The 24,922-nt window shown below is 27.5% G+C and carries 21 protein-coding genes; 17 read left to right on the forward strand and 4 right to left on the reverse strand.

What is annotated here, in order from left to right; all coding sequences use genetic code 11:
* Window positions 1-61: 61 nt before the first annotated feature.
* From KXZ80_RS02840 to addA, 5 genes are read left to right on the forward strand one after another with little or no spacing between them, the layout of a single operon-like run.
* Window positions 62-1,966, forward strand: a complete 1,905-nt coding sequence (locus tag KXZ80_RS02840) for a hypothetical protein (protein ID WP_021431997.1) — start codon at window positions 62-64, stop codon at window positions 1,964-1,966.
* Window positions 1,950-4,160 (forward strand): ATP-dependent helicase, encoded by a 2,211-nt coding sequence (locus KXZ80_RS02845; RefSeq protein ID WP_021431998.1) that lies wholly within the window; start codon window positions 1,950-1,952, stop codon window positions 4,158-4,160. Before KXZ80_RS02840 ends, KXZ80_RS02845 begins: the two co-directional genes overlap by 17 nt.
* Window positions 4,153-4,914: a PD-(D/E)XK nuclease family protein gene (locus KXZ80_RS02850; RefSeq protein WP_021431999.1), complete on the forward strand. Its 762-nt coding sequence runs from the start codon at window positions 4,153-4,155 to the stop codon at window positions 4,912-4,914. Before KXZ80_RS02845 ends, KXZ80_RS02850 begins: the two co-directional genes overlap by 8 nt.
* The gene (gene addB / locus KXZ80_RS02855; RefSeq protein WP_021432000.1) at window positions 4,904-8,350 is read left to right on the forward strand and encodes a helicase-exonuclease AddAB subunit AddB; all 3,447 of its coding nucleotides are present in this window, start codon (window positions 4,904-4,906) and stop codon (window positions 8,348-8,350) included. Before KXZ80_RS02850 ends, addB begins: the two co-directional genes overlap by 11 nt.
* Window positions 8,350-12,105: a helicase-exonuclease AddAB subunit AddA gene (addA, locus tag KXZ80_RS02860; protein ID WP_021432001.1), complete on the forward strand. Its 3,756-nt coding sequence runs from the start codon at window positions 8,350-8,352 to the stop codon at window positions 12,103-12,105. The genes addB and addA overlap by 1 nt, the downstream gene beginning before the upstream one ends.
* Window positions 12,106-12,449: 344 nt before the next feature.
* On the opposite strand, the gene KXZ80_RS02865 is transcribed toward addA, so the two are convergent.
* The gene (locus KXZ80_RS02865; protein ID WP_021432002.1) at window positions 12,450-13,124 is read right to left on the reverse strand and encodes a nitrite/sulfite reductase domain-containing protein; all 675 of its coding nucleotides are present in this window, start codon (window positions 13,122-13,124) and stop codon (window positions 12,450-12,452) included.
* A gap of 273 nt (window positions 13,125-13,397) precedes the next feature.
* Between KXZ80_RS02865 and KXZ80_RS02870 the strand changes: the two genes are divergently transcribed.
* Together KXZ80_RS02870 and pepT are read left to right on the forward strand one after the other, a co-directional pair.
* The gene (locus KXZ80_RS02870; RefSeq protein WP_038285384.1) at window positions 13,398-14,615 is read left to right on the forward strand and encodes an HlyC/CorC family transporter; all 1,218 of its coding nucleotides are present in this window, start codon (window positions 13,398-13,400) and stop codon (window positions 14,613-14,615) included.
* 178 nt (window positions 14,616-14,793) lie between these two features.
* Window positions 14,794-16,020 carry a peptidase T gene (pepT, locus tag KXZ80_RS02875; RefSeq protein WP_021432004.1) on the forward strand — a complete coding sequence of 409 codons (1,227 nt, stop codon included), beginning with the start codon at window positions 14,794-14,796 and terminating at the stop codon, window positions 16,018-16,020.
* A gap of 54 nt (window positions 16,021-16,074) precedes the next feature.
* On the opposite strand, the gene yfcE is transcribed toward pepT, so the two are convergent.
* Window positions 16,075-16,632, reverse strand: a complete 558-nt coding sequence (gene yfcE / locus KXZ80_RS02880) for a phosphodiesterase (protein ID WP_021428624.1) — start codon at window positions 16,630-16,632, stop codon at window positions 16,075-16,077.
* 19 nt (window positions 16,633-16,651) lie between these two features.
* A complete protein-coding gene (locus KXZ80_RS02885) occupies window positions 16,652-17,452 on the reverse strand; it encodes an NAD(+)/NADH kinase (RefSeq protein WP_021432005.1) in 801 nt (266 codons plus the stop codon).
* A 151-nt stretch (window positions 17,453-17,603) separates the two neighbouring features.
* Between KXZ80_RS02885 and KXZ80_RS02890 the strand changes: the two genes are divergently transcribed.
* Together KXZ80_RS02890 and KXZ80_RS02895 are read left to right on the forward strand one after the other, a co-directional pair.
* The gene (locus KXZ80_RS02890; RefSeq protein WP_021432006.1) at window positions 17,604-18,506 is read left to right on the forward strand and encodes an RluA family pseudouridine synthase; all 903 of its coding nucleotides are present in this window, start codon (window positions 17,604-17,606) and stop codon (window positions 18,504-18,506) included.
* 10 nt (window positions 18,507-18,516) lie between these two features.
* Entirely contained in the window at window positions 18,517-19,521 is a 1,005-nt protein-coding gene (locus KXZ80_RS02895; protein ID WP_021432007.1) for a nucleoid-associated protein, read from the forward strand.
* A gap of 34 nt (window positions 19,522-19,555) precedes the next feature.
* Here the strand turns inward: KXZ80_RS02895 and acpP are convergent, their stop codons facing one another.
* Window positions 19,556-19,783: an acyl carrier protein gene (acpP, locus tag KXZ80_RS02900; protein WP_021432008.1), complete on the reverse strand. Its 228-nt coding sequence runs from the start codon at window positions 19,781-19,783 to the stop codon at window positions 19,556-19,558.
* A gap of 146 nt (window positions 19,784-19,929) precedes the next feature.
* Between acpP and KXZ80_RS02905 the strand changes: the two genes are divergently transcribed.
* The 8 genes from KXZ80_RS02905 (at window position 19,930) to hutH (ending at window position 24,911) form a co-directional block, all read left to right on the forward strand.
* On the forward strand, window positions 19,930-20,361 hold the full coding sequence (locus KXZ80_RS02905) for a hypothetical protein (protein WP_021428583.1): 432 nt from the start codon (window positions 19,930-19,932) through the stop codon (window positions 20,359-20,361).
* 46 nt (window positions 20,362-20,407) lie between these two features.
* Window positions 20,408-20,614 (forward strand): hypothetical protein, encoded by a 207-nt coding sequence (locus KXZ80_RS02910; RefSeq protein ID WP_021428628.1) that lies wholly within the window; start codon window positions 20,408-20,410, stop codon window positions 20,612-20,614.
* A gap of 205 nt (window positions 20,615-20,819) precedes the next feature.
* Window positions 20,820-21,029 (forward strand): hypothetical protein, encoded by a 210-nt coding sequence (locus tag KXZ80_RS02915; RefSeq protein ID WP_021428588.1) that lies wholly within the window; start codon window positions 20,820-20,822, stop codon window positions 21,027-21,029.
* Window positions 21,030-21,196: 167 nt separating this feature from the next.
* The gene (locus KXZ80_RS02920; RefSeq protein WP_021428642.1) at window positions 21,197-21,370 is read left to right on the forward strand and encodes a hypothetical protein; all 174 of its coding nucleotides are present in this window, start codon (window positions 21,197-21,199) and stop codon (window positions 21,368-21,370) included.
* A 53-nt stretch (window positions 21,371-21,423) separates the two neighbouring features.
* Entirely contained in the window at window positions 21,424-21,594 is a 171-nt protein-coding gene (locus KXZ80_RS02925; RefSeq protein WP_021428601.1) for a hypothetical protein, read from the forward strand.
* A gap of 150 nt (window positions 21,595-21,744) precedes the next feature.
* Window positions 21,745-21,948 carry a hypothetical protein gene (locus KXZ80_RS02930; protein ID WP_021428594.1) on the forward strand — a complete coding sequence of 68 codons (204 nt, stop codon included), beginning with the start codon at window positions 21,745-21,747 and terminating at the stop codon, window positions 21,946-21,948.
* A gap of 169 nt (window positions 21,949-22,117) precedes the next feature.
* Window positions 22,118-23,131: a LacI family DNA-binding transcriptional regulator gene (locus KXZ80_RS02935; RefSeq protein ID WP_021432009.1), complete on the forward strand. Its 1,014-nt coding sequence runs from the start codon at window positions 22,118-22,120 to the stop codon at window positions 23,129-23,131.
* Between the two features lie 214 nt (window positions 23,132-23,345).
* A complete protein-coding gene (gene hutH / locus KXZ80_RS02940) occupies window positions 23,346-24,911 on the forward strand; it encodes a histidine ammonia-lyase (RefSeq protein ID WP_021432010.1) in 1,566 nt (521 codons plus the stop codon).
* Window positions 24,912-24,922: the final 11 nt, after the last annotated feature.

Raw genomic sequence — 24,922 nt, forward strand, 5'->3', positions numbered from 1 at the left:
TTATAGCCGAAAGCATGTTCTTTTATATGGTATAATTACTTTATAAAGGAAGGGATAGTTTATGAATATTATAGTAAATGATATTTTAAATGATAGAAAAATTAATGATATTAAGGATAAATATATAGAGTTTGCAAATAAAGAGTCATATAAAACAAATAATATTTTATTATTAGTACCAAACAACAAAATTAAATTTAAATATAACAAGTTAATAAACTTAAAGGTAAGTGAAGAAATAAATATTTCAACATACAACTCATTTTTAATAAAAGAAGTAGTGAAGTTTTGGCCAATTATACAGCAAAAATATAATAATATAATCAGTCATAAAGTAAAACCATCTATTATAAATAGTAGTTTGACCGATTATATTTTAAATAAAATAGTTAAAGAAAAAAGGACTGTAGAGGGATTTTTTAACGATATAACTGCATCTAACAGAAATATTGCAAGTAGTATTAGCTTTAATATAAATAAGGGATGTCAAAGTTTAATAGATTTAAATGATATAGGTAATAGAATTTATTACTCTAAACATAACCAAAGTAAGCTGGATAGATTTTCATACAGTCAAATGCAAGAAATAATAAATGAGTACCTAGATTTATTAGTAAAAAACTCAACTATGGATAATTCAATAGCAATTTATTTGTATAATGAATTTTTATTAAAAGATGAGGAATATGTAAATAACTTGAGAAGAAGAGTGAATTATTTAATAGTAGATAGTTTGGAAAACTGTACAGCAAGTGAAGTTGATTTTATAGATACATTGTTAGACAGTGTAAAAGAATCATATATGTATATAAATCAGACGAAAGACTATGCTGCATTTAATAATGTAGATATGAAATATATTAAAGACAAATTATTTGATAAATGTAAGTTTATTAAAAATAGCGAAGCAAGTGAAGTTAATATAAGTGAATTATTTAAATTAAATAAAGACATCGAATTAAATCAAAATATACAACTGTATAGTCAGATGTTAATTGAGGTCAGTAATAAAGTTGTAGAATTAATTAACAAGGGTTATAGAGCAAAGGATATAGCTATTATTTCACCAATAAACAATACTATTACGGAGTATGAAATAAAAAATATATTATTAAAAAATAACATAGGATTTTATAGTACAAAGCAAGATAAAAGAATAGTTGATTATCCTTATGCACATGCACTAATGGTGGCTTCATGTATATTTTATGAATGTGAAGAACTTTTAAATAATGAAGATTATATTAACTTTATAAGCCTTTTATTAAATACGAACAAAATTAGAGCTAAAAAAGTATTAAGTAAAAAATTAGAGTCAGATAAATACAATGAAATAATAAATTACATAAGAAGTAAGAAGTCAGATGATGTAAATATTTATGAATTTTTAATTAAATTTTATATTGATAAATTATTAGAACTTCCAAAAGGAAAAGAAAATGTGAAGATTTGTAAAAAGATAATTCAAGAAAGTGAGAATTTTACAGAGAATATATCTTTATTAGGAATAAATAATAATAAATCAAAGGAAAAAATATTTATAGAGGCACTAAAATCAAGCATAAAAGATTATTATACTTTATTAGAATTAGAAGATTTTAAAGATGAAGACTTAGTTGTATTGACTACTCCATATACTTACATATCCCATAATATGAAAAATGATATGCAAATTTGGTTGGATATAGGCAGTAACATGTGGAGCATGAAATCTGAAAAAGAAATAAGTAATGTACATGTTTTAAAAAAATCTTTTATTGAAGGAAACATATATACTGAAGATATTGAAGAATTTTATAAAGAGTATTATTTAAAAAATACAATATATAATCTTCTTTTAAATACTGAAAAAGTATATGCATATAAAAGTGAATATACAGTAAATGGGTACATACAAGAAGGAAGTTTGTATGGATTGATTTTAAAGTTAATAGATAAAGGTGATTTTAATGGAAATAAATTATAGAGAAGATCAAACGCCTATAATAAATTATGAAGGTGGAACTATGGCGGTACCAGCAGTACCAGGAGCTGGAAAAACTTTTATAGTTACAAATTTAGTTGCGAAATTAATAAGTCAAGGCAAGCATAGACCAGGGAAAATACTAATACTTACTTATATGAATAGTGCAGTTAATAATTTTAAAGGTAGAATAGCAAAATTATTAGATGAAAAGGGTATAGATGATAAAAATTCATATGAAGTAATGACTATTCATAGTTTGGCAGTAAAGATAATAAAAGAAAAGCCCGAGATTGTAATGTTAAGTGATGAATTTAGCATAGTGGACGACTTAAAGAAAAGTATTATATTAAATGAGAGTATAAATAACTTCAAAAATAATGGAGGAGAAAAAGCTTTTAATTTTTTTGTTAAAGAGCAAAGAGATGAAGAATGGAGAAATAGATGTTTAGAGTCATGGAATCAAGGTTTTTTTGATTTAGTTACAAACTCTATAAGTGAGTTAAAATACAAGGATATTTCACCAGAAAAACTAGAAAATATAATTTTAAATGGACACAAAGGAATATTAAAATGTATTTTACCTATATACAAAGACTATGAAAGAAAGTTGAAAAATAATGGATTATTAGATTATGATGATATTTTAATATTAGCATATAAAGCACTTATCAGTGATGAAGATTTAAAAATTAAATTTCAAAAGCGATATTCATATATATTTGAAGATGAATGCCAGGATTCAAATGAACTTCAAGGAAAAATAATAAAGCTATTATCCGAAGATAATAATAATTTAGTTCGTGTTGGAGATGTAAACCAAAGTATAAATGGAACATTCTCATCATCAGATCCAATGTTTTTTAAGCAGTTTATGGAAGAAGCTGATAGTTGTTACAAAATGGATATGTCTAACAGAAGTTCTAAAGACATTATCGAATTATCAAATAGACTAGTAAAATTAATTACAAAAGAATTTTATTTAGAAGAGTGTAAAAGTGCGCTAGAAGATATGGAAATAAAAACAGTTCCAGATGGTAAGGGATATAAAGAAAATCCTAAACCCGATAAATATTTACTGAATGCAAAATGGTATGAAACATGGGAAAAAGAAATAGTACAAACTGTAAAGTTTGTAGAGTATATAAAAGCTAATACGCCAGATAAGAGTATAGGTATATTGGTTCCATTCAATAATCAAGTAAGGGAAGTAGCTCAAGTTTTGGAAGCTCATAACTTAGAGTTTGATGAACTAGGACCAAACTCATCACATAAAAGGAAGATAATAAATAACATAGGTTATATAATTGATTTTTTATCTCAGTGTGATAGTACAGAAAAATTAATTAATGTTTTAGAAAAGGTGTATATAAATTCTGATAATAAAATAGGTAAAGATGAGTTTTTATGTAAATTAAAAAAATATGAAAGTGAAGATATAATATATGACACAGAAACAGTTATAGAAGATATTGTTATAGATAATAGAGATGAAATATATTTAACCTTTAAAAAAGGGATAGAATGTTTAAAAAATATAATAGAGTATGAATCTATAAAAGTAGATGAACTAATATTGATAATTGGCGAAAATATAGAAATATCAGATGAAGAAAAGGCTATGGTAGAATATATAGCATTTTATGTTAGATACCTAATACTTGATAATCCAAATACAAGCTTATACGATATATCAAAAATACTTTTAGATGATAGAAATAGAGTATTTAATTACATAAGCGAAATAATATATGAAATAAATGGATATGAACCTAAGCCAGGAGGAATTACTGTTTGTACATACCATAAGTCAAAGGGTATGGAATGGGATGTTGTATTTTTACTTGATTTAACAGAATTTAAATTTCCAGCAGATATAAAACAAAAATTCCAAGGAGAATTATGGTATTTAAAAGATAAATATAAAAATCCAGTAGCTATAGCAAAATCTGAGGTTGAGTCAATAGTAACTGGTGATGCCCCTAAGGATTTTATGTACAAGCATAAAATAGATATAATAAATGAAAAAATAAGATTATTATATGTGGGGATAACAAGGGCAAAAGAAATGTTGATGTTATCAGGACATAGTTATAAAGATAATACAACAAATAAAAAGCAACAACAAAAACCATCTTTTTATTTTAATAGTTTAGGTAGATTTATAAAAGTTAAGAGAGGTGATATTGTTGAATAAAAAATTAGAGAATTTCTTATTTAGTCAAAACTCTATAAATACTTATAGAAGTTGCCCATTAAAATTTAAATTTAAATATGTAGATAAATTAAATTGGAAACAAGATGATGAAGGAAGCAGAGATTACTATGAAAATCTTAAATTGGGTTCAGATTTCCATTTAATATGTGAGAGGTATTTTAGTAATATACCAACTGGAATAGAATTTTTAAATAATGAAGAATTCAATATATGGTTAGAAAAAATTAAAAGATTGATACCTATAAAAGATGATAAGTTATATCTTCCAGAGTATGAGGTTAGATATAGTTTGAATAATTTTAAAATACAGGCTAAATTTGATTTAGTTGTAGTAGATAAGGATAGTATAAGTATCTGGGATTGGAAAACAGAAAATAGAAAGATAGAATATAAAGATGTAGAAAATAGAATTCAAACTTTAGTTTACTTATTTTTAGCAAGTGAAACTATTGGTAAAATATATAATTTAGATATAGATTATGAAAATATAAAATTAAGTTATTATCAACCAGAGCATTATAATGAGCCTATAACAATTACATATAGTAATGAAAAACATAAAATAAATAAAAAACAATTAGAAAACTACATAGGAAATATATTAAATACAAATTACGATGAAGAAAAAAATATAAAAAATATTAAACATTGCAAGTTTTGTGAGTTTAATAAATTATGCAATAATGAAGCTGTAAACTATAGCACATTGGAGGAAGAAATATATGAGCCTTAGATTTATATTTGGAAGAGGCGGGAGTGGGAAAACAACATATTGTTTAGAAGAAATTTCTAAGCAAGTGCTTGATGATGGAACATCTCCTATAATACTGCTAGTTCCAGAACAATATACATTTGAAAGTGAAAAAAGACTAAGTAATTATTTAAAAAAAGATCCATACCTTAGAGCTAGAGTACTTAGTTTTAAAACATTAAGTAACATAGTATTTTCTCAGGTTGGAGGATTAACAGATATAAATATAAATGCTAGTGGTAGATCTATGATGATTTATAAAGCGTTAGAAGGGGTTAGTGAAGACCTTGAAATATTTTCAAAGGCAGCATCTCAACCTGGATTTATAGGTACCATAGCTGATATGATATCAGAACTTAAGCAATATAGTATTTCTCATGAATCTTTAGAAAATATAGCTGGAGAAGTACAAAGTGAAACACTTAAACTAAAACTTCAGGATATAAGTAAGATATATGCTAATTATGAAAACATACTACATGAAAATTATATAGATTCACAAGATTTATTAGCATCGTTAGCGGACAAGATAGAAAGTTGTAATTACTTTGACAATGCAATAATTTACATTGATGAATTTACAGGTTTTACTCCAAATCAATATAGAGTAATAAAGAGTTTGCTACATAAAGCCGCAGAAGTAAATGTAACTTTGACATTAGATAACAACTTAGTTAAGACTTACAATAAGACAGATGTTTTTTCTCGTACTAAATTTACAGAAGAGAAATTAAAAAAATTATGTTTAGAATCAGGAGTTAGAATTAAGCCTGAAATAAGTTTAAATGCAAGTAAAATAAAAAGATTTGAAGGAAACAAAGAATTAGAACATCTTGAAAGAAATTACTATTCATATCCTTATAAAATATATGAAGAGGAAACAGAAAGTATAGCTATAAAAGAGTTTAGTAACTTATACTCAGAAGTAGAGCAAATAGCTAAAGAAATAGTATTTTTAGTTAGAGATAAAAAAGCAAGATATAGAGATATAACGGTAGTAACTAGAGATTTAAATAGATATGATTTTTTAGTTCAATCTATATTTAATGAATATGAAATACCTAATTTTATAGATAGTAAAAAAGAAGCTAAAAGTAATCCTATTATAGTTTTGATAATAGCAGCATTAGAAATGCAAAATAGGAGATATAACTATGAAACTATGTTTAGATATTTAAAAAGTGGTCTTTTAGGAATAAGTATAGAAGATATTAGCCTAATAGAAAATTATGTTTTGGCAAATGGAATAAAAGGGAAAAGATGGTTTGAAGAAAAGTGGAACTATAGAGTATATCATAAATTAAATGAAGATGAGAATGACTATGAAATAGATATAATAAACAGAGTTAATGAGATTAAAGATTTAATAATAAAACCTATAATTAAATTACAAGAAAAACTTAAAGGGAAAAATAAAGCAAAAGATATATGCAAATATATATATGAATTTTTATTAGATATAAATATACCTAACACTATACAAATAATGATTGATAAATTTAAAGAAAATAATGAAATAGATCTAGCTAATCAGTATGCTCAGGTTTGGGAGATTGTTGTTGATATACTAGACCAAATAGTAGAGATTATGGGAGAGGATACGATAAATTTAGATAAATTCATAAAAGTAATAAGTATTGGTTTTGATGAGTATGAATTAGCAACAGTACCCCCAAGTCTAGACCAGGTTTTAGTAAGTAGTGTAGACAGAATGAAAAACCCAAATACAAAGCATTTATATTTAATGGGAACTACAGATGGAATTTTTCCACTAATATCAAAAGATGATGGAATATTAAATGACAGTGATAGAAAAAATTTAGGGGATAATGGAGTAGAAGTTGATATTGACAGTAAAACTAAAACATTTGAAGAACAATTTTTAGTTTATAGAGCTTTAACATCAACTAAATGTTCATTAACAGTTACATACCCAATTGCTGATCATGAAGGAAAAACATTAAGACCATCGATAATAGTGTCTAGACTTAAAAAGATATTTCCAAATATAAAAAATACAAGCTATTTAAGTGATGTAAAATATTGTTCAAGTGAAGAAATAGTAGAAAATATAACTACTAAAGCACCTGTATTTAATGAACTTATAAAATCTATAAAAGAATTTGAAGAAGAAAAATATATAGATTCTGTGTGGCTAGATGCATATAAATATTTCATACAAAATGATGACTATTACATTAGAGCAAAAAATATAATAGAAGGTTTAAATTATACAAATCAAGTTAAGCAGATAGAAAGTGAAAAAATAAGAGCATTATATGACAATAAAATATTCAGTGTTTCTAGGCTAGAAAAATATGCTCAATGTCCATTTGCTTATTTTATACAATATGGGTTGAAAGCAAAAGAAAGAAAAGAATTTGAGTTTACTCCTCCTGATTTTGGAACATTTGTACACAATATATTAGATAAGTTTTCAAAACAGTTATCTAAAGATAATTTAGACTGGAGAGAGATAACAGATGAATATATAGTAGAAAAAGTAACTATAATAGTGGATGATTTAATAGCTAAGATACCGGGATATATATTACAGAGTTCAGCAAGATATAAGTACTTGGCATATAGGTTAAGAAATATGCTTGTTTCAGCTATATCTATTATAAGCAATCAAATTAAAAAAGGATCATTTGATCCTGCAGACTATGAAGTAGAGTTTGGAGGAAAGGGTAAATATCCACCTATTAAAATTGTTTTAGAAAATGGAGAAGAGATAAACTTAATAGGGCAAATAGATAGAGTAGACATGTTTGAAGATGGGCAAGAAAAATATATAAGAATTGTAGACTATAAATCTGGAAACAAAGATATGAGTCTTACAGATGTATATCATGGATTACAGCTACAGTTACTAGTTTATCTAGATGCAATATTAGAAAGTGCTAAATATAATGATGGAGATATAAATCCTGCTGCTATACTTTATTTTAAAATAGATGATCCTATTATTAAATCTAATGAAGATAAAGAAGATGATAGTATAAGAGAAGAAATACTGAAGAAGCTTAAAATGAAAGGTCTTGTATTAAAGGATAGCAATATAATTAGAAAGATGGACAATACATTACCTGAAGGAGAAAAAGCAACATCATTAGTTATACCAGCTTCTATAAACAAAGATGGAACTATTTCAAAAAACACATCAGGTGTAAATGAAGAAGAGTTTTCAATACTTAGAAAATATGTAAAACATACAATCAAAGAGTTAAGCAAAAATATGCTTGAAGGACATATTGGAATAGCTCCATATAAGACTAAAGAATCAACATCTTGTGATTTTTGCAGTTTTGCAACTATATGTTTATTTGATAGTACATTTAAAGACAATAGTTATAGAATTATAAACAAAAAAAGCCAAGATGAAATAATTAATAAAATGAGAGGAGAGGTTGAATAATGAGTTCTCCTAAGTGGACAGACGAACAACAAGCTGTAATAGATAGCAGAAATTGTAATCTTCTAGTAGCAGCTGCTGCAGGTTCAGGGAAAACAGCAGTACTAGTTGAACGTATTATACAGATAATAACAGATACTAAAAAGCCAGTAGATATAGATAAATTATTAGTAGTTACATTTACAAATGCAGCTGCTTCAGAAATGAGAGAGCGTATAGGAGATGCCATAGCTAAGGCATTAGATAAAAATCCTGAAAATAGCCATTTACAAAATCAATTAGTTTTATTAAATAGAGCAAGCATTACAACTATACATTCATTCTGTTTAGATGTAATAAAATCAAATTTTCATAAAATAAATATAGATCCTAACTTTAGAATAGGAGATCAAACAGAATGTTCTCTTTTAAAGCAAGAATGTATAGAAGAAATTTTTGAACAATACTATGAATCAAGAGATAAGGGATTTTTAAATTTAGTGGAAAGTTATGCAGAAAAAAGAGGAGATAAAGATTTACAAGATATAATATTATCTATATATAACTTCTCAATGGCATCACCATACCCTAAAAAATGGTTAGAAGATTCAGCTGAATTATTTAATATAAATGATGATTTTGATTTTTCAAATTCAATATGGTCAGAATCAATATTAAGTAATGTAAAAATAGAGATAGATGGAATAGCATCTAGTATGAAAAGTGCGATTGAATACGTAGATGGAATTGAGGAATTAGAAACTTATAAGGAAAAATTAAATATAGAGTATTCTCAAATATTAAATATATTAAGTGCTTGTAATGAAGGCTGGGATAAGACATATTACTTTATGAGCAATATGCAATTTGAAAACTTCGCAAAAGGAGTTAAAAGATTAGGAAAAGATACGCCTGACTACATAAAAAAAGCAAGAGAAAATGCTAAATCTATAAGAGATAAAAATAAAAAATCATTAGAGAGCATAATAGGATCAACTTTTTATAAAAGTAATGAACAGATTTGTCATGAAATAAAGTATTTATATCCAGTTGTAACTTCTATTTCAAACCTTATAATAGCGTTTGAAGAAAAGTATCAAGAAAAGAAAAGAGAAAAAGGAATTATAGATTTTAATGATATAGAGCATTTTGCATTAGCTATATTAACAGATGAAGATGAAGATGGAAATATAATACCATCAGATGTAGCTAAGATATATGTAGAAAAATTCTCAGAGATATTTATAGATGAATATCAAGATAGTAATTTGGTTCAAGAAGTTTTATTAAGTACTATCGCTAGTATTGAAAATCCAAATCGATTTATGGTTGGAGATGTAAAACAAAGTATATACAGATTTAGACAAGCAAAACCAGAAATATTTTTAGAAAAATATGCAACTTACGATACAGAAGAAGGTACTAAAAATAGAAAGATAATGCTATATAAGAACTTTAGAAGTAGGAAAGAAGTTGTAGATTGTGCGAACTATATTTTTGAAAATATAATGAGTAAAAATATAGGTGAAATCGAATATAGTGAAAAAGAAAGATTAAATCTAGGCGCAAGCTTTAAAGAGTGTGAAGAAGAAAATGTGTTAGTGGGAGGACCTGCCCAAATACATTTAATACAAAAAAATATTAAAGCTAAAAATGAATCAGATGAACCTGAGGAGAATGAGGAAGAACAAGAAGAAATAGATAACATACAATTAGAAGCTAGAATGTTAGGAAATATAATCAAAAACTTAATGAAACCCAATGAAGATGGGAAGGTAACAAAAGTTTATGATAAAAAAATTGATGGATATAGAAATGTAGAATTTAAAGATATAGTAATACTCTTGAGAGCAACATCTAGTTGGGCACCTGTATTTGTTGAAGAGCTAATGAATATGGATATACCTACATATGCAGATACAGGTATTGGATATTTTGATACTATAGAGATAAAAACAATACTAGCATTACTTCAAATAATTGATAATCCAATGCAAGATATTCCTTTAATTGCAGTATTGAAGTCGCCTATGTTTGGGTTTACACCAGAAGAGCTAATTGATATAAGAATAGAAGATAGACAGAAAAGTTTTTATGAAGCTTTACAAATAGCAGGTAGTAAAGATGGAGATTTAGGTGAAAAAATAAAATATTTCTTAGATAGATTAGAAAATTTTAAAAATAAATCACTTTATATGAGTACCGATGAATTTTTATGGTACATATACATAGAAACTGGTTATTATGCATATGTAGGAGCACTACCAGCAGGAACACAAAGACAAGCTAATTTAAAGGTATTATTTGAAAGAGCTAAGCAATTTGAATCAACAAGCTTTAAAGGGATTTTCAATTTTATAAACTTTGTAAAGAAATTAAAGAGATCGAACTCTGATATGGGAAGTGCTAAAACATTAGGAGAAAATGCAAATGTAGTAAGAATCATGAGTATACATAAAAGTAAAGGGCTAGAGTTTCCTATAGTTATATGTGCAGGAATGGGTAAAAATTTCAATACTCAAGATTTTAGAAAAGACATTCTATATCACCATAGGTTAGGGTTTGGGCCTCAGCTAGTAGATTATGAGAGAAGAATATCATATCCTAGTATAGCTAAAGAAGCATTAAAAACAACTATAAACATGGAAAACTTATCAGAAGAAATGAGAGTTTTATATGTTGCATTTACAAGACCTAAAGAGAAGTTAATCATAACAGGTTCTGTAAGAGATATAGAGAGCAGCATAAAAAAATGGTCTGAAGATCTAGATAATGAGGGACCTGTTTCAGAATATCAAATTTTAAAAGGAAAGAACTTTTTAGATTGGATAATGCCTGCAGTTATAAAGCATAAAGATTTAGATGAACTACGCAGTATAATTGAATTAGATGCTAATTACTTAAATAATCATGAATCAAATTGGGAAACTAGAATATGGGAAAGATCGGATATATTAATAGAAAAGACTTCTAATGATGAAGAGGAAAGCATAGATACAATTTTATCTAATTTAGATATGAGCGAAAATGAAAGTGAATTCTATGAAGATATTAAATATAAGCTAGATTATAAATATCCATTCATGGAATCTGTTAATAGGGCAGGAACTATATCTGTTACTGAAATAAAACGATTAGAAAATAAAGCAGAGATTGATTATAGTGCTCAAGAATTAATTGAAAAGCAAACTGAAATAAAAGCTCCATTATTTATACAAGAAGATGTAAGTAAAAATAAATTAACTGGAGCTCAAAAAGGTACTATAATGCATTTATTCATGCAGATTGTTGATTTAACTAAAGTAAGCAATTTAAATGAAATTAATGAAGAAATTAATTTAGCTGTAAAAAAGAAAGTATTAACACAAACTCAGGCAGATACTATAAATCCATATAAAGTATTAAAGTTTTTTAAATCTAATTTAGGAAAGAGAATGTTAAATTCTTATTACTTAAAAAGAGAACAAGCTTTCTATTTACAAATAAATATGAGTGATATATTCAAAAATGATGATAGAGTAGAAATTATAGAAAATGAAGATAAACTTATGGTAAGAGGAATAATAGATGCTTACTTTGAAGAAAATGAAGAACTTGTTATAGTAGATTATAAAACTGACTTTGTAAATGAAGAAAATAAAGATACTATTACAGAAAAATATACTAAACAGCTTGAAATATACAGTAGGGCGTTGAGTACATTAACAGGCAAGAAAGTTAAAGAAGCATATATATACTTATTTGGAACTGAGGAAGAAGTTTTATATAAGTTTGATTAATAAAAAAGGTGCGATGGTTTTATAAAACCATCGCACTTTTTTATTAGGGGAGAGATATAAAATTATATTTTTCGTATACTATAATTATTTACAAATTTAAGATTTATATACAGGAAAAAATAAAAAAATCACCTATACAAGGGGGGTATAGGTGATAATGGGGGGATAAAAATTATTTATTTTCCGATCATATTTTAATTATTAACAACCATTTGATTATTATTCATAGTTATTAAGTTTTTTTTTATTAAGAAAGGCTATTAACTTCCTTTCTTAATTTTAATATATTCATAAAAAGAATATTTGTTACTATTTTCAACATAAATTAATAAATTTCTTATTATTTAGTTTTTATATTTAGCTAAATCAAAGTTTGCAGCAAATTCTTCAAATCCAACTCTATCTATATATGCTCCTAAACGTTCTTTGTTATTTGCATTGTCTGAATACAAGTTAACTATATCATCTACTAAATCTAAAACTTTTTCATCAGGTATACCCATGACAAGTCTATCTCCTAGTCTAGGAATTGTACCACCTTTGCCACCTACGAAAACAGTCCAGCCTTTTGGAGTACCCATTAATCCAATATCTCTAGTATGATTGTCGGCACAACTATTAGGACATCCACTCACACCTATTTTTAACTTGTTTGGTAAATTCATTCCGTGATATCTATCATCTAATTTTAGACCTATACTTACAGAGTCTTTAAAACCTCTTTTACAAAAAGATGTTCCAGGACATGTTTTAATACTTCGTACACACAAGCCTATAGCAGCTCCAGGTTTCATACCTAAATCTTGCCATGCAGAGTCAATATCATTCTCTTCAAGTCCAACTAGAGCTATACGTTGAGCAGCTGTTATTTTTATAGCTTGAGCATTATACTTATCGGCAACATCGGCAAGCTTTCTAAGTTGATCAGAAGTTATCAAACCAGCAGGAACATGAGGAGCAATTGCATAAGTTTTTTTATCTCTTTGAAGGACTGCACCTTTATCTAATAAATCTTTCATAACTACCTCCTAAATATGTATTTAGAAATATTATATGGATATATAAAAAAAATATAAGATATATGATATTTTTTAATTTAATGAACAATATATATAAGTGAAGGCTATTATTTATATTGATAAATAAGCTTATTCTTTATGCAAGTTTTTCCAGGTGAAATTTCCAAATTTTAAAATACTATGATATAATTATTGTAATAAATAAAAAGTATAAATTTAGGAGTGTGGTAAAGATTGGATTCGACCGGTGGTAATACTATTATTCAAATAGTGATGCTAGTAATTTTACTAATAGGATCAGGTTTCTTCTCAGCATCAGAGACAGCTTTGATGTCCCTTAGTAGAATTAGAGTTAGACATATGCAAGAAGAAGGAGTAAAGGGAGCTAAATTAGTTGGGAAATTAACTGAAGATTCAGGTAAACTTTTAAGCTCAATATTAGTAGGGAACAATGTTGTTAATATAGCGGCAACATCTATATCAACATCATTATTTATAAGTATACTGGGGACACAAGGGGTTGCAGTAGCAACTGCTTTAATGACTATATTAGTTTTAATCTTTGGAGAAATAACACCAAAGACAATAGCAGCTAATAACTCAGAAAAAATAGCTATATTAGTTTCAAAACCTATAAAGGTAATCATATTAATTTTAACGCCAGTAGTATGGGTATTTAACATAATTACAAATATTATATTTAAAATATTTGGAATTAAGTCTAAATCAGGGCAACCATACATAACAGAAGAAGAATTAAGAACTATGGTTAATGTGAGTCAAGAAGAAGGCGTTTTAGAAATAGAAGAGAGACAAATAATAAATAATGTATTTCAATTTGGAGATATGCAGGCTAAGGAAGCTATGGTTCAAAGACTTGACATGGTATGTATAGATGCAGACGATGGATATAAAGAGATAATAAGCTTATTTAAAGAAGAACAATTTAGTAGAATGCCTGTATATGAAGAGTCAGCAGATGATATAATTGGAATAGTTAATATAAAAGATATTATATTTTTAGAGGAAGAGGAAATAGCTAATTTTGATATAAGAAATTATGTCAGAGAGGCATTTTTTACTTACGAGTTTAAAAAGATAACAGAGTTACTTGAAGAAATGAAAAAAGATAAGAGTCAAATGGCCATAGTTGTAGATGAGTATGGTGGGACTGCAGGACTTATAACAATAGAAGACTTAGTTGAAGAAATTGTTGGTGAAATAGAAGATGAATATGACGAAGATGAATCGGATATTGAAGTTATAAAAGAAGATGAATATATAATAGATGGTAGTAAAAAAATATCAGAGGTAAATGAACTTATAGGAACAAATTTAGAATCGGAAGAATTTGATTCTATTGGTGGATTTATAATTGGTCATTTAAAAAGACTTCCAGAGGAACATGAAGTTATCGAAGTCGATGGTGTTAAACTTTGTATAGAGAGTCTAGATAAAAATAGAATAAAGAAAATCAGAGTATTTACATAAGGTGTCATTTTGGCACCTTATTTTTTTATAAATAAAGAATTTATACACAAATTTAACAATTTATTACAAAGACTTTATTTGATAAATTTCAAAGAAAGTATTATAATTAAAACGTATTCATTTAATTACAATAGGGTGGATTAAAGAAACGAATTAGAATATATGGAGGGACTTTAAAGTGAAAGAAAAAGTACTTGAAAGATTTTTAAAATATGTGGCATTTGATACAACTGCAGATCCAAAAAACTCAAATTGTCCATCAAGCGAAGGGCAAAGAGTATTTGCTAAATATTTAGTTGAAGAATTAAAAGGATTAGGGATTGAAGATGCAAATGTTGATGAAAATAGCTATGTAATGGCTACATTAAAAGGAAATGTAGAAGGAGTTCCTACTATAGGATTTATATCTCACTTAGATACAGCTCCAGACGTAACTGGAAAAGATGTAAAGCCTAGAATAATAGAAAACTATGATGGAAAAGATATAGTTTTAAATGAAGAATTAAACGTAGTTACATCTACTAAAGATTACCCAGAAATGAAAACTTTAGCTGGACAAGATATAATAGTTACAGATGGTACTACTTTACTAGGAGCAGATGATAAAGCTGGTATAGCTGAAATCGTAACTGCAATAGAATACTTAGTAAATAATCCAGAAATAAAACACGGGGATATAAAAATAGGATTTACTCCAGATGAAGAAGTAGGTAGAGGAGCAGATTTATTTGACGTTGAAAAATTTGGAGCAAAATATGCATACACTATAGATGGTGGTATACTTGGAGAGCTTCAATATGAAAACTTCAATGCAGCTGCAGCTACTATAACTATACAAGGTAGAAACGTACATCCAGGTAGTGCAAAAAATAAATTAGTAAATGCATTACATATAGCAGCAGAAATATCTGAGATGTTCCCTGCTAGCGAAAGACCAGAAACTACTGAAGGATATGAAGGTTTCTATCATTTAAATGATATAAATGGTAATGTTGAAAGTACTACTATGATATATATAATAAGAGATCATGATAAAGCTAAGTTTGAAGAAAGAAAAGCATTCATGACATCTGCAATAGAGAAAATAAACGAGAAGTATGAAGGAAGAGTAAAATTAGATTTAAATGACCAATACTACAATATGAAAGAAAAAGTAGAACCAGTTAAATTTGTAGTAGATATAGTTGAAGAAGCTATGAAAGAAACTGAAATAGCACCTTTAATAGTACCTATAAGAGGTGGAACTGATGGAGCTAGATTATCATTCATGGGATTACCTTGTCCAAACATATTTACTGGAGGATTAAACTTCCACAGTAAAAATGAATGTATATCAGTTCAAGCTATGGAAAAAGGAGCTAACTTAATAGTTAAGATAGCTGAAAAATACACTGAAGTAAAATAATAAATAATAAATAAAAATGAACTCTATACTAGTATAGGGTTCATTTTTTATTTATTATAAATTTATAATTTCATTTGAGTTTATATCAATTAGATTTATATCTAAATCTAATTCATGAGAACTTTCTAGCATATCTATAATTGCAACTGAATGAGAACCATCTTTTGGAATAGAAGTACTTCCAGGATTTATAACTATAAGATTTTCATCAATAAAAAGCTCTTTTACATGAGTATGACCAAGTATTAAAATATCAGCACCCATAGATTTTGCCTTTTTTATAGTTTCTTCTTTAGAATCTACATATCCATGATTTATTAATATTCTAGCTTCTCCAAATTGACTTAAAACATAAGGGCCTTGTATAGGGTGCTTTATAACCATTTGGTCTACATCTGCATCACAATTCCCGCGAGCTATAAGTATATTATCTAATTCATTTATTTTAGATATAACACCTTTAGGATTGTATCCATCAGGTAAATCATTTCTAGGACCATGGTATAAAACATCTCCAGCATGAAGTATAATATCACATTCAGATAAAGTATCTAAAGCTTTTTCAAAATAAAGTAAGCTACCATGTGTATCGCTCATTACACCTATTTTCATAAAATTAACCTCCTAAATATTATAAAAATTTTTCAGAGACTCTGCTCCAAAATTCATAGTTATCGAGTCTAACTAATTTAACAAATACGTCTGATGTAGTAATTGATATGCTTGTTATTCTTTCGAATCTATGCTCAACTCCATCAACGACTATTAATAAAGAATCTTCAAATCTATACTCTGGCAAAATGCCAATTAATGCATCATGAGGAAATATAATACTAGAAGTAAAGCACCTATATGCATTAGTATTTATAGGGTGTAGAGGAGTTAACTGCATAAGTTTTAAGCTAGGATCAACTATACTACCACCAGCAGCATAGTTATAAGCTGTTGAACCAGTTGGCGTAGAAATTAATAGCCCATCTCCACTAAAGTTTTGAATATCTTTATTATTGACATTTAAATTAAGATGTATAGTTCTAGATTTATCTCCTTTTATGACAACATCATTGACCGCAAACATATCTATACAGCTTCCTTTTGTACATATAGTTGCTTGTACAAGAGGTATATCTTGTAGTATAAAGTTACCTTTTTTATAATCATCAATAAATTTATCAATAAAATTAGGATATACATCGGTAAAAAACCCCAGATGACCAGTATTTATACCTAAAATAGGTATTTCAGGAAAATCGAAGTCATGAACAGTTTTTAAAAAAGAACCATCACCGCCAATTGATATTATAAGCTCAGCAGCACTATCAAAAGCATAGCTTACATTAAAGCCAGCACAAATTAGTTTTTCAGTTAGTACATCTCTTGTTTTAATAGATAGATCTAATGAATTTGAGTTTATTATTATCGTTCTTTTCATATCCCCACCTCTTTACATTTGTATTATAACATAATTTAAAAATTAATTGATAACTTAGTAAAATATGTAATGGATAAATAAAAAGTCTTATCTATTCTGCAAAAATAGTATAAAATAGATAATGTTATTATAATTGAAAGTAGGTGTAAATTTGTTCAAAAAAGAAGAACAAAGATATGATGTTATATCTTACACAAGTGAGGAAAATGCAACTTTAAAAGAAATGTTATTAGATAAGTTGAATTTCTCAGTAAGATCTTTATCAAAAATGAAAAGAAACCAAAGTGTTTTAGTAAATGGTACGTTTAAAAAGCCAAGTACTACTATAGAAAAAGGTGACCTAATAGAGGTTAAAATAGAAGAAGATATGGCAAATTTTATGCCTCAAGATTTAAATTTGGAAGTGATTTATGATGATTTTGACTTAATAATGGTAAATAAGCCTCCATTTATAGTTGTACATCCAACAAAGAGTCACAATATAAATACAATTGCAAATGGAATTACAGATTATATAATTAAGAGAAATGAAAAAGTTAAAATAAGATTTGTAAACAGATTAGATATGAATACATCAGGATTAGTAATAGTAGCTAAAAATGCATATGCTCATTATACTCTATCTAAAGATATGAGTGATGATAAGGTAATAAAAAAATATATAACTATTGTAAAGGGAATTGTAAAAGATGATTTTGGGACTATAAATGAGCCTATATACAGACCTGGTGAAGATAGTATAAAAAGAGTAATTGATGATAGAGGGCAAGAATCAGTTACTCATTATAAAGTTTTAGAAAGATTAAATGATGCCACTGTACTAGAAATTAAACTAGAAACAGGTAGAACTCATCAAATAAGAGTTCATATGAGCCATATTGGTCATGGTATAATTGGAGATGAGCTATATGGATATGTAGATGAAGAATTAATAAATAGACAAGCTTTACACGCTTATAGTCTAGAGTTTAATCAGCCAAGAACAAAAGAAAGTTTAAAATTTAAAGCGGAAATTCCACAAGATATGAAAGAGTTAATAGAAAAATTAAGATAGAGGTGAAATTATGATAATACATAAGTTTATAGTACATGTACTAGATAAAAATAGTGAAGTTCCTATATTAAATGATTTTGAGGGTAAAATTAGTCAAGAAGTTGATAAATTTTTCCAAAAAATAATCAAAAGAGTTAGTAAAGATGATGATTTAAGAAAAGGTATATTTAAAGATTACGAAAACAATATAGTTAAAAATTGTTGTGAGCAAATAATCTATGATGAAAATACATTTTTAGAAAATTCAAAAGAGATAGCTGCATATTTATTTGATACAATGAAAATAAATGCAGAATTAGAGTCATGTGATTTAGCTATATGCTTATATACTGTGAAAGATGAAAAGTATGTAGGTATATTAAAATTAGATTACAAAAGATTATATACTCATTCTATAGAGTTTGTAGATGATAAATTCAATATACAAATGGTTCCAAATGAAATAGGAATACCAGAGACACAAAGACAAAAGCAATGTGCAATAGTAGGCTTAACTGGAATGAATGATGAATATCACTTAAGACTTTTAGATAAGGATGCAGAAAAGGAAGAGTTAGAATCTAAATTTATAAGTGATTTTTTAAATGCTGAGAAAATTGTTGATGATAAACACAAAACTAAGGTATTTAAAAATAGTGCAGAAACATGGATAACTAATGCACTAGCTAATGATATAAAACAAGCAGAAGACGTAAGAAGTGTATTAAACTATACTTTAAAAGAAAAAGAAGAAATAGATTTAAATGACTTTGTAGAAAAAACAATTGATAATACAGACTTAAAAGAAAGTTTCAAAGAGCATATGGAAGATAAAGGTTTAGAAAAATCTTTTAGTATTGATAAGCAGTGGGTAGAAAAAAAATTAAAGAAAAGAAGTATAAAGACTGATACTGGATTTGATGTAAGAGGAGAACTAAGTAATTTTGAAGATCCGATGAAGTATAGTGTAAAACAAAATCCAGATGGAAGTATTGATATAACTATAAAAAATGTTAAGTTTTATGAGGAAAAATAAATAAAAAAACCGAGTTTAAAAACTCGGCTTTTTTTTATTTATGCTCTTCTATAAAAGAGCAAATATCACCTATACAAGTAAATTTTTCAGCAGCTTCATCAGGAATTTCTATTCCAAATTCATCTTCTAAAGCCATTATAACTTCAACAGCATCTAAAGAATCAGCCTCCAAATCTTCAGTTAAAGATGTATTTAAAGTGATACTATCTAGATTATCAATACCTAGTTGATCAGCGATTATTTCCCTAACTCTTTCAAACATAATAAACCTCCTAATAAATAAATTCATAATTTAATTGTAGTTTAATATAATAAGTGAAATTTTTCAATATTAAATTATATAAATTTTAGAATAATATAGTAAAACAAGCATATATATTTTATAAAGAAAACATAGGAGGAATGATTATGAAATATATAGGTTTATTAGCATCATCTGTATGCGTTGTAGTTGTGTTACTAATAAACTCATATTACAGTATCATAAACTTAGATATCCAAAAGATAAGTTCGTATGTAGTAGAAAGTAATATGATTCTAGAAGACATTATAACTAAAGAAGAGAATGTTTCAAAAGATAATAAAGAGTACATAGATAGACTTCAAAATTTAAAAAAATGTATAGAGGACACAAAGACATCTTTTTTTACAAGTAAATATAAAGATTATAGAATTAAATCAGTAGAAAGCATGATTGAAAGTATATCTAATGATAAGAAGAATAATGAACATTTAAATATGGTGAAAAAATATAATGAGCTATCAGAAAAAGAGCTGGATAGTATATTAGAGAAAAATTTTTTCGAAGTAACATACTTATATACCCTAGCATATGAATAATTAAGAGAAACTATAGGTTTCTCAACATTGAAAAGGGGGTAACCATATGTCAAAACTAGATAACCTTTTAAGAAGTTTTGGATGTGGATGCAATTCATCCTTTGGAGGTTCGAGTTTATTAATAATAGCTGTTGTTGTATTCTTATTATTATGTACTGACCTACTTGACAACTTTTTCTGCGATGATAATTCATGGATATGGATAATACTTGTAATCCTTTTATTATTCAATTTTGATGATGGATGTTGCTAAAAAAAGCTCCGATAGGAGCTTTTTTTATATTTAGTAATAAAAAAATAAATTTATATAAAAATAAAATTGTATAGTAACCGTTTTTTTCAATTCCCATAGTATAAATTAAGTGCATAATACATTTGAGATAAGACTTCTGAAATTTTAATATGGGTTAGCTAATAAGGGAATAAAATTTTAGCAATCCAAAAAACAGGGGGTATATATGGGCAGTTTAAGTAGAATATTTGGATCAGGTGGATTCTTTAGTGGAGGAGCATGGTGGATAATAGTATTATTCTTCCTATTCTTAGCTTTTCAAGAGTGCTTTGCAGAGATATGCATAACTGACTGGATTCCATTTTTAATATTACTTCTTATTGTTTGTTCATGTGGAATGGATGGATGCGGAGAGGACTTCGACTGTGGTTGTTAATTAAAAGGGGGAAGGCTACCTAATATTAGGTAGCCTTTTTAGTATTTAAAGTGATTAAAAAAATACTATTAAAAAATTATAAAATTATTATCAAAAAGTAAAGGCTATGCATAGTATATGTTAAGAGCGAAAGCTCAAATAATTAATCATCAACAGGAGGTAACACAATGTTAGATAGACTATTTGGTGAAGATGGATGTTTTGGAGGAGCATGGTGGATAATCGTACTATTCTTCTTATTCTTAGCATTTGGTGACTGCTGGGAAGAACTAGATATATGTGCATGGATACCATTCTTAATAGTTTTATTAATATTATGTAGTTGTGGTGGATGCTTCTAGTTCACTATAAAAAATTAAGACAATACTAGAAATAGACAACAGGAGGTAACAAAATGTTAGATAGATTATTTGGTGGAGAAGACTTTGGATGTGGATGGATAATCATAGTATTATTCTTCTTATTCTTAGCATTTGGAGATTGTTGGGCAGAACTAGATATATGTGCATGGATACCATTCTTAATAGTACTTTTAATCTTATGTAGCTGTGGAGAATGCTTCTAACAATCGATTTAAATAACCAGTATATAAATTATATATAGATAAAAAAATAAAAGTAACCAATATACAGATAAATTCATATTATATAAAATAGCTAGCTAATAAAAATTAACTAGCATTATAACTAAATGAGTTCAATTAGGAGGTAACTTTATGTTAGACAGATTTTTTGGTAACGATGGATGTTTCGGCGGAGGAGCATGGTGGATAATAGTATTATTCTTCCTATTCTTAGCATTTGGAGAAACTTGGGCAGAAATAGACGTATGTGCATGGATACCATTCTTAATATTATTATTAATAGCTTGTTCATGTGGAGGATTCTTTGATGGCGACGATGGATGTGGATGCTGCTAATCACTGAATAACTAAATACAAAAATAACACGCCAGTAATTAACTGGCGTGTTATTTTTTGTCGAAATATATTTAAATTGTTTAAAAGTTATGATAAAATTAATTTTTACAAAGACTTAAGAATAGATTTCATAAAATATAGTAAAAATTAAGATAAGGAGGAATGCTAAATGAAAACCAATATAACAATAAAAGATGTAGCTAAAAAAGCGGGCGTTTCTATATCTACAGTATCTAGAGTAATAAATGATTCGAAACCAGTTACGGATGAAGTTAAACAAAAAGTATTAGACGTAATAAAAGAGACTGGTTATGTTCCAAATCCGTTGGCTAGAAGTTTAGTGACAAAGAAAAGTCAACTAATAGGAGTTATCGTACCAGAGGTATCAGATTCTTTTGTAAGTGAACTGGTAAACGGTATAGAGGAAGTTGCTAAAATGTATGATTATGATATATTATTAGCAAATACATACTCTGATAAAGAACAAGAATTAAAGAGTTTAAATTTATTAAGAGCTAAACAAGTAGAAGGTATCGTTATGATGTCTTGGAAAGTAGATGAAGAGCATTTAGAATATATACAAAATTGTAGAATGCCTGCTGTATATGTAAGTAAAACTGCTAGAAACTACGATGTATATTCAGTAAGTATAAGTAATACTGATGCAACATATGATATGACTAAATATCTTATAGATAAGGGTCATAAAAATATATCTTTCATAATGACAAGTGAAGACGATACTGTTTTAGAATCTGAAAGATATTTAGGATTTGAAAAAGCTATGAATGACAATAACCTAGAAATAGATAAATCTCTAGTAAAAAATGCTGGAACGACATATACGTACGGATATGATAGCATGAAAGAAATACTAGATGAAGGTAAAAAGCCGGACGCTGTATTTGTTACAGGGGACGAAGCCGCTATAGGAGCTCTTAACGCAATATGTGATGCAGGATATAAAGTACCTGAAGACATATCTGTTGCAGGATTTAATGATGCAAAAATAGCAGCTATGTACAGACCTAAATTAACTACAGTACACCAACCATTATATGATATGGGTGCTGTTGCAATAAGAATGGTAATAAAAATGATTGATAAGGAACCTTTAGAAAATAAAAAGGTTGAACTGCCATACAGAATAGTTGAAAGAGAAAGCGTAATAGATAGAAACTAATAAAAAAGCATGTTATCTAAAAGATAATGTGCTTTTTTTGTTTTAATTAATTATATATAATTTATATTAATTATTTATATACAAAAAATAATATATAAATAATTAACAATATATAAATAAATGAAAGGACTTTCGAAAAATATGTAGAAGCTATTAAATTACAAGACTAAAACCGTATTTCATAATTTTATTATATATATAGGGGGATTTTTGTATGAATAAAATAATTATAGACGGTAGAGACCTTACTATAGAAGATGTAGTAAATGTATCTCGAAATGGATATAAAGTTGAGTTAGGGGAAGAAGCGTTAAAAAAAGTTAAAGTAGCAAGAGATTTAGTTGATAAATTTGTAGATGAACAAAAGGTTGTATATGGAATAACTACAGGATTTGGAAAATTTTCAGATGTAACCATATCAAAAGAAGAAACTCATAACTTGCAAAGAAATCTAATTATAAGTCATGCCTGTGGAGTAGGAAAACCTTTTGAAGAAGATATAGTAAGAGCTATAATGCTTCTGAGAGTAAATAATTTATCAAAAGGATACTCTGGCGTAAGAATTGAAACTTTGAATACATTAGTAAATATGCTTAATAATAATGTCTGTCCAGTAATTCCAGAAAAAGGATCACTAGGAGCATCTGGAGACTTAGCTCCTTTATCACACATGGTACTTACTATGATAGGTGAGGGAGAAGCATTTTATGAAGGTGAGAAAATTCCATCAGTAGAAGCTATGAAACTCGCTGGAGTAGATGTTTTACCAGAGTTATCATCAAAAGAAGGTTTAGCTCTTATAAATGGAACGCAAGTTATGACTGCGGTAGGAGCACTTACAACGTATGATGCAATGAATTTATTAAAGCTTTCGGATGTTGCATTGTCGTTAACTATGGAGTCTCTAAATGGAATTACATGTGCTATGGATGAAAGAGTACATTTGGTAAGAGCTCATAGAGGTCAAATCAACACTGCAAGAAATATACTAGAAATACTAAATGGAAGTGAGATGACAACAAAACAAGGTGATTTAAGAGTTCAAGATGCATATTCGATTAGATGTTCACCTCAAATCCATGGAGCAAGTAAAGATGCAATTGAATACGTAAAAAATAAAATTAATATAGAAATCAATTCAGTAACAGACAACCCAATAATATTCCCAGAACAAGAAGATGTAATATCAGGTGGAAACTTCCATGGACAACCAATGGCTTTAAGTTTTGACTTTTTGGGGATAGCTTTATCAGAAATAGCTAACGTATCAGAAAGAAGACTTGAAAGACTAGTAAACCCAGCTTTAAGTAATGGATTACCAGCATTTTTAACTAAAAATGGTGGAGTTAATTCAGGATTTATGATAGTGCAATATAGTGCAGCATCATTAGTTTCAGAAAATAAAGTATTAGCACATCCAGCGAGTGTAGATTCAATACCATCATCAGCAAATCAAGAAGACCATGTTTCTATGGGAACAATAGCAGCGAGAAAAGCAAAAGAAATAATGGAAAATACAAGAAATGTATTAGCTATGGAGTTATTAGCAGCAGCTCAGGCTATAGATTTAAGAGGTAAGAAAAAATTAGGCGTTGGTACAGATGCAGCATATAACGTTATAAGAAATCATACTAAATTTATAGATGAAGATTTAGTTATGTATAAAGAAATAAATAAATGTGAAGATATTATCAAAGAAAACTTAGTAGTAGAAGCTGTAGAAAAAGCTTTAAACAATGAACTTTTACTAAATGAAGAGGTTGCGTTAAGTGAAATATAAAACTGTATAAG

Origin of the sequence: Paraclostridium bifermentans, assembly GCF_019916025.1 — a bacterium.
GTDB classification, from domain to species: Bacteria; Bacillota; Clostridia; order Peptostreptococcales; family Peptostreptococcaceae; genus Paraclostridium; species Paraclostridium bifermentans.